We start from the raw sequence: 6069 nt of genomic DNA, 5'->3' as shown, positions 1-6069 counted from the left end.
AAGAAAAAGGAGGGGAAGAAGATTGGTTTATTTTAATTTTTAGGAAGAAAATCAAGAAAAGGAAAAAGAGAGATTATACATTTTCAAACCGCTGAAGAAAATACACTTTCAGATCGCCGCTGACAGCTTGGTCCCTTTTTAAAAAGCAACTGTCGTGACTTTTTGGCGGTTAGCTGGAAGATCGTTTTAAGATGAAACATGCTAGACAGTCAGCGAAAAGAAGCGCAACGTCTTTGTGCCTTCAACCTTGGGCTTCTTTTTTCCTTTTCCAAAATGTGGATAGTGCTAAGCCAGGCGCACGGCAGCATTCTTTTTGCGCTAAATCGCTGTGCAGACGATCTTCAAGGTGTTGCCGTCAGGAGTGCCTGCTTTGACTCTTTCTCCATCTTCTGATTCACGGCTGACATGACATGCCTCCTGTATGTTTTGGCATACGTGAACATGTCGGTAATGGATGGGCCCCCAGTGTCAGGGAAGTTGCCGCATGAACTAAAACCCATGATAAAAGGGGGCAGGAGGTTCATGCATGAGATATTCACCGGAACGAAAAGAGAAGCTGTGTTGAAAAAGATGATGCGACCGCGCAACCGGTCCATCAGCCAATTGGCAAGCGAAGAAGGCATCAGCGAGGCGACATTATATAACTGGCGTAACGAAGCCCGAACAAAAGGCATCTTGTTACCGGATGGCGATACTGGCCCTGAAGGCTGGAATGCCCGGGACAAGTTTGCGGCTGTCCTTGAAAGTGCGTCCCTGAATGAAGAGGAGACTGCCGAATACTGCAGACGCAAAGGCATTTATCCTCACCACCTCAAACTGTGGCATACGGCCTGTGAAGCCGCCAACGACAGGGAAAAGCAGGTCAACATCAAACTGAAGTCGGAACAAAAGGCCAACCGCAAACACATTAAGGATCTGGAAAAAGAACTGCAGCGTAAGGAAAAGGCCCTTGCCAAAGCGGCAGCCTTACTGGTGTTGCAAAAAAAAGTGCAGGCGATCTGGAAGGACCCAGAGGACGAATGATCAGCACCCCTGATCGCCGCAGAATTGTTACGCTGATTGATACTGCACGCCAGGCTGGTGCTCGTCTCGCACCAGCCTGCAAGGTAGTAGAAATTGATGTTCGAACCTACCAGCGCTGGACGAAAAATGGCGAGATCAGGCCGGACAAGTGGCCGATAGTGCCACGTCCGGCACCAACGAACAAATTGACACCTGAAGAAAGGCAATCTGTGCTGGATACCTGCCATCATCCTGCGTATGTCAGTATGCCGCCCGGGCAAATAGTTCCTCGTCTCGCTGATGAAGGGTGCTATCTTGCCTCAGAATAAACCTTTTACCAAATTCTTCATGAAGCAGATGAACAACACCATCGGAATCGTAACGTAAAACCGCATCGCCATATTACTCCGCAGGGATATTGCGCTACAGATCCCAATCAGGTTTGGAGCTGGGATATCACCTGGCTGCCGTCACCGATCCGGGGTCTATATTTTTATCTGTATATGATTGTGGATATCTACAGCCGCAAAGTCGTTGGCTGGGAAGTTTATCCCGTAGAAAATGCTGATGTTGCGGCAAAGCTGCTGCACAAGGCAATCCTGGCTGAGGGTTGCCTGCTCGATCCCCCGGTATTGCATGTAGACAATGGTGGCCCGCAAAAGGGCTTTACCATGAAAGCCAAGCTGGAGGCACTGGGAGTTACTCCGTCATACAGTCGCCCACGGGTCAGCAATGACAACCCCTATTCGGAGTCCCTGTTTCGCACCTGCAAGTACCGGTGATATCAAGGGCGCGCAGCTTGCTGAGCGTTTATCTTGCCCTTGATATTGCCAATGCTGGAGCCTACCCCCGGTTGGTATCCGGGAAATCGTCTCCGAATTAGAGCTGTTTGATGAAAAAAATGCGGCAACTATCCTGAAAAATAGCGTGGGGTAGATGGTGTTACTGTAGCGCGTACTATATTAAAGGTCCTACCTAAATTTCCAGGGGAAGAATCGCTTCTGCCATTGAAACCCGACCTACCATTCTGTTACCCAAACCTTTCAATTACTATATAGTAATCCTTGTCCTGTTAAACTTGTAGGTATGTCTGGCGAGAGAAACGATTGCTACAATTTTGCTAACTTATTAAAATAACATATTTTATATATTTCTTCAATTACACCACTGAGCCCGATATTGACTGGCACAATTCATGCTTGTTGTAAGAAAAAGAATAGGCAGTGAGAGGTTTACTGAGCAGTAAGGGAAATTTCTTGCAACTAGAGCGTATTTTTTGCACTCTCTTAAGGAGCAAAAATGGCAATTATTTTAATGGCAGTTTTTAAGTTACTAAAATTAAATGATATTTATTTTTACAATTTTTTGGCACACTCTCTGCTTCCATTGCTTGAGAGTTTTAGTGTTATGTGTCACTTATATTTATTGGAAGAGAAGAATATTAGGTTTTTGAAACAATCGGTTCGACTACAGAGTAAGAGTATATATACATATTAAAATCCTAACCCTAAAGGAATTACAGACCATGAAAGTTCTTTACAAACATTTGGCCAATCTTACAAAAATAGTATTATTATGTCTTTCTTTATTTTTATTCCCCATCCAATCACATGCAACAGATGTTTCCTTTAAATGGACAACTATTCCGGATCCGTTGACAGGATACAATCTCTATTGCCAGGAGGGAGAAAAAGAAGTGGTTGCGCCCATATCGTTAGGGAAAGTTACCACACACACGCTAACTGGGTTATCACCGGACAAGACTTATCATTTCTGGCTCACAGCCTACAATCAATCAGGAGAAAGTGGATATTCCAAAATTGTCACGATTTCTCCAAACTCCTCTCTAAACCCAGCACCAATAATTATTAATATTTCTATGAAATAGCGTGTAGCCGTTCGCCGGGAGTTAGACCACCCACAACAAAATAAATTCGTTCAGGAATAGATTCTGGTACTGTCTGCTCCATGAATGCGATTCCCACTTACCGGATATGGATCATTACCCCAGACGCTCTCTCCTTAATCTGAAGGACGAGGATGGAACACGAAGCGAACCCCGTCCTCGTCCTTTTCCAGCAAGAAGTTGTCCCAAATCTAAACCATGGATCAACAGTTTTTAGTTGTGTAGTACAGATTCTGGAGTGCCCCGCTTTATTTGCCCGTTTTCCGCGCGCAAAGGGGGGGCTAAAGAAGTTGTACTGTTTCTCGACCAAAGTTCTTTTTTCTTTCCGGGCGTTTTTTGGACCAGAGTCAATAATAACTCGCTCCCCACGGATGGAATCCACACTATATTTAAAGTTTGCCAAATGAAGCAGATTACAAATGAGAGATAAGCCTCATCCCAAAGAACCGCACCGAGTCAAGATCGGCCGACATAGGGCTTTTCCAGCTTAGGGGATTCACCCTTTTCTGGGCTGCCATATTACCTGTTTTTTGCCTGAGATAAACTTCAGGAAGGCATGGGCCGCTGCAATATTCAGAAGGAGGAAATAATGTAGAAAATATAAAAATTCAATTTGACGATTTGCCCTTTCTAAAAGAGCAGAAACGAAAGCTCCAACGTAACATGCTGTTTGCACGACAAAAAACGATTTATACCAAATCATTTCACTCCAGAGAAAAGCATTTGATACATAAGCTCCCAGCAAAAAAACAAAACAAAAATACCGCAGCAGTTTATGCGACCAGAGCTGCCAAGCAAAAAGAAAACCAGCCCTCCCCCAAAGAAGTTCGTTCATATCCTTCAAGGCCCATATCGCCCGTAAGGAAACTCGGACACGCATCTTGTATTCTTCATCAGATTTTGAGAGTGATGACTCCTTCAAGAGAGCTTCAGGTTCATACACAACTCTAAACCCCTGCTCCGTTACTTTTAGCGGCTGGACAAAATCGGGCAATTGATCGGGGTTTAATTTACTGTGGATACTTTTTCGTACTGCATCAATTCCACCGTCAACACCGACAATAGACCCTATCTGTGATTCCATGCTTCTCAAAAAATTTTCGTATCGCATATAAGCAGAACACCCATCCCCAATAGGGCTGCCATCAGTATTTGTGTAAATCATTTTACCGGTAACATAGCCCACTTTCGGATCATGGAAATTTGCGACAATATGCTTCAGGGCATTCGAGTCATATATTGAATTTGCATCTGAAAATACTAAAATTTCCCCAGCCGCCTGAGAAATTGCGAGGTTAAGGGCCGCTGTTTTACCGGCTCTAGGCGATTGACGTATGAATTTTACATTTTTATTGTTGAAACTTTGTATTATACTATCAGTCTGGTCAGTCGATTCATCAGAAATAACAATGAGTTCCAGTTTTTTTTCCGGATAATCGAGCTGCAACTTGTTGGTAATAGTTTGCCCAATATGTTTATCTTCGTTGTAGGCAGCGATGAGGATCGTTACAGATGGCTCGTACGGGCCTTTATCAATACTTTTCCGCACTAATCGTGTTAAAAGCCAAACACAAATGGGATAACCGGCATAGACATAAAATATCATGAATAAGCTAAAGAAAAAGCATAACTTGCAAGTAATTAACAACATGTAGGTTTTGCTAGCTGGTTGTTTATTAAAACATTTAACGTTAACCGTTTTTTATTCACGAATGTATTTGAGAAAAATCGGATAAAAAGCTTTCGTGAAATCTTGCATCATTTCCATACACTCAGACTCAGATTTTTTGTTAACATCACATATCAAGCGAACAAACGCGTTATCTTCGCCTCCACCTGAAATTTTTTGCAACATGCCATTTATTTTCTGGGAAAAGGTATCGGAATTAGCGCTCTCATAGGCTTGAAACCAGTAAAGTATCATACTCTTATTTTCAGCGCCCTGCTCGACTATCATCGTAGAAAAGGATACTTTTTGCTCTACACCATCACCAATTTCAATGTTGCCTTTTTCTCTGTCAGAAACATTCCATCCCTGTCCGGGAAAGCAAACCAAAGGGTCATGTGCCGCTCCCACTTTTTCTGAATTCAAGTAATAGCCGATATACAAATTTACCGATTTATCACCCTTGGTAAATGTCCGATTCAGGTAATCATCCAAAGCAAGGCTATCTACAATTTCTTTTCCATAGGCGATACGGGGTCCTGCTTTCCAACCCCCTACTTCTGCTAAAGCCTGATTTAGGGTTCTTTTTTTTACTGAACGTACTGGTTCGGATTTGCTGTAAACAAATACTCCGGTCAAAAAAAAGATGATAATTACAGTAATAACTTGCTTCGTGCTGGTCTGTCCCAAAATGAAAGCACTCCTTTGACGAGGAAAACCAAGGCAACGGCTAACATAAAAACTACTACCCCTAATATTGTATGGCTGGTGCCATGAGTTAAGTCAAGATCAAGATAATAAAAACAAAGAATCATGATCAATACCCTGATAATATTGACTATAATTGCTACCGGAGCACCTGAAAGCAAAAGCAGCATTCGAAGCCAGTTCGAACGTAAGGTAAAATATGAAATTATCACGCTTAACGTTAAAAGCGTCATCAAAGACCTCAGACCGCTGCACGCTTGAACCATTTCCAGACTTTGCCCTGGTAGATGAATAACATTTCCTTCCCTAAAGATCGGTAATCCAAGAACCATTGCGACCCATACGCATGCCTTCGAGACAAAGAGTTGCAGAGGCATTGTAATTGCAGAAAATACCTGAGCCGGCACAGGGATCATAAAAAACAAAATAAACAAAATGAAAATAATTTCTCGACATATCGCCGAACCATAAAGATATAACACGACACTAACAATAGTAAAAATCATTGCCATAGAAGCAACCGTCTTAATCTCCGCGTATAACGCCAAGAAATACAAGACCAACGAGACAATCAACAGAACAAAACCAACGCTTGAAGATTGCACAGATATTTTCTGCAACTCACCTCGCTTTTGCCAGAGAGAATAAATTACTATCGGAACAATAAAAAAACCGTGAGAATAATCATCCGAACTATACCAGGCCAACAATAACTCTTTCCACACAGGGAAGTAAGCCCATATAAAGCCGAGCAACAGCGCTATAAAGAGGGAACCTTTCATACTAA

General features: G+C 42.7%; 7 protein-coding genes. 4 read left to right on the top strand and 3 right to left on the bottom strand.

The genetic code is table 11. The features are described 5' to 3' along the window. Nucleotides 1–522: 522 nt before the first annotated feature. The 4 genes from FCL47_RS17055 to FCL47_RS17040 all read left to right on the top strand — a co-directional run bounded on the left by FCL47_RS17055 (nucleotide 523) and on the right by FCL47_RS17040 (nucleotide 2890). Entirely contained in the window at nucleotides 523–1023 is a 501-nt protein-coding gene (locus tag FCL47_RS17055) for a transposase (RefSeq protein WP_167496542.1), read from the top strand. Further along, on the top strand, nucleotides 1020–1331 hold the full coding sequence (locus FCL47_RS17050) for a hypothetical protein (RefSeq protein ID WP_136814740.1): 312 nt from the start codon (nucleotides 1020–1022) through the stop codon (nucleotides 1329–1331). Before FCL47_RS17055 ends, FCL47_RS17050 begins: the two co-directional genes overlap by 4 nt. A 12-nt stretch (nucleotides 1332–1343) precedes the next feature. Then, nucleotides 1344–1784, top strand: coding sequence for a DDE-type integrase/transposase/recombinase (locus tag FCL47_RS17045; RefSeq protein ID WP_136814739.1), 441 nt, complete (start codon nucleotides 1344–1346; stop codon nucleotides 1782–1784). Nucleotides 1785–2527: 743 nt separating this feature from the next. After that, a complete protein-coding gene (locus FCL47_RS17040; protein WP_136814738.1) occupies nucleotides 2528–2890 on the top strand; it encodes a fibronectin type III domain-containing protein in 363 nt (120 codons plus the stop codon). A 514-nt stretch (nucleotides 2891–3404) separates the two neighbouring features. Here FCL47_RS17040 and FCL47_RS17035 read toward each other — a convergent pair. The 3 genes from FCL47_RS17035 to FCL47_RS17025 are packed head-to-tail and all read right to left on the bottom strand — an operon-like array spanning nucleotide 3405 to nucleotide 6064. Continuing rightward, nucleotides 3405–4559, bottom strand: a complete 1155-nt coding sequence (locus tag FCL47_RS17035; RefSeq protein WP_136814737.1) for a glycosyltransferase family 2 protein — start codon at nucleotides 4557–4559, stop codon at nucleotides 3405–3407. A 51-nt stretch (nucleotides 4560–4610) separates the two neighbouring features. Further along, nucleotides 4611–5264, bottom strand: coding sequence for an exosortase C-terminal domain/associated protein EpsI (locus FCL47_RS17030; RefSeq protein WP_167496541.1), 654 nt, complete (start codon nucleotides 5262–5264; stop codon nucleotides 4611–4613). Beyond that, complete coding sequence (locus FCL47_RS17025) at nucleotides 5228–6064, bottom strand: exosortase/archaeosortase family protein (RefSeq protein ID WP_167496540.1); 837 nt, start codon at nucleotides 6062–6064, stop codon at nucleotides 5228–5230. Before FCL47_RS17025 ends, FCL47_RS17030 begins: the two co-directional genes overlap by 37 nt. Between the last annotated feature and the right edge of the window lie 5 nt (nucleotides 6065–6069).

The organism is Desulfopila sp. IMCC35006, assembly GCF_005116645.1.
GTDB lineage: Bacteria > Desulfobacterota > Desulfobulbia > Desulfobulbales > Desulfocapsaceae > Desulforhopalus_A.
The sequence above is the reverse complement of the archived record's forward strand: the minus strand, read 5'-3'. Positions and strand labels throughout refer to the sequence as shown.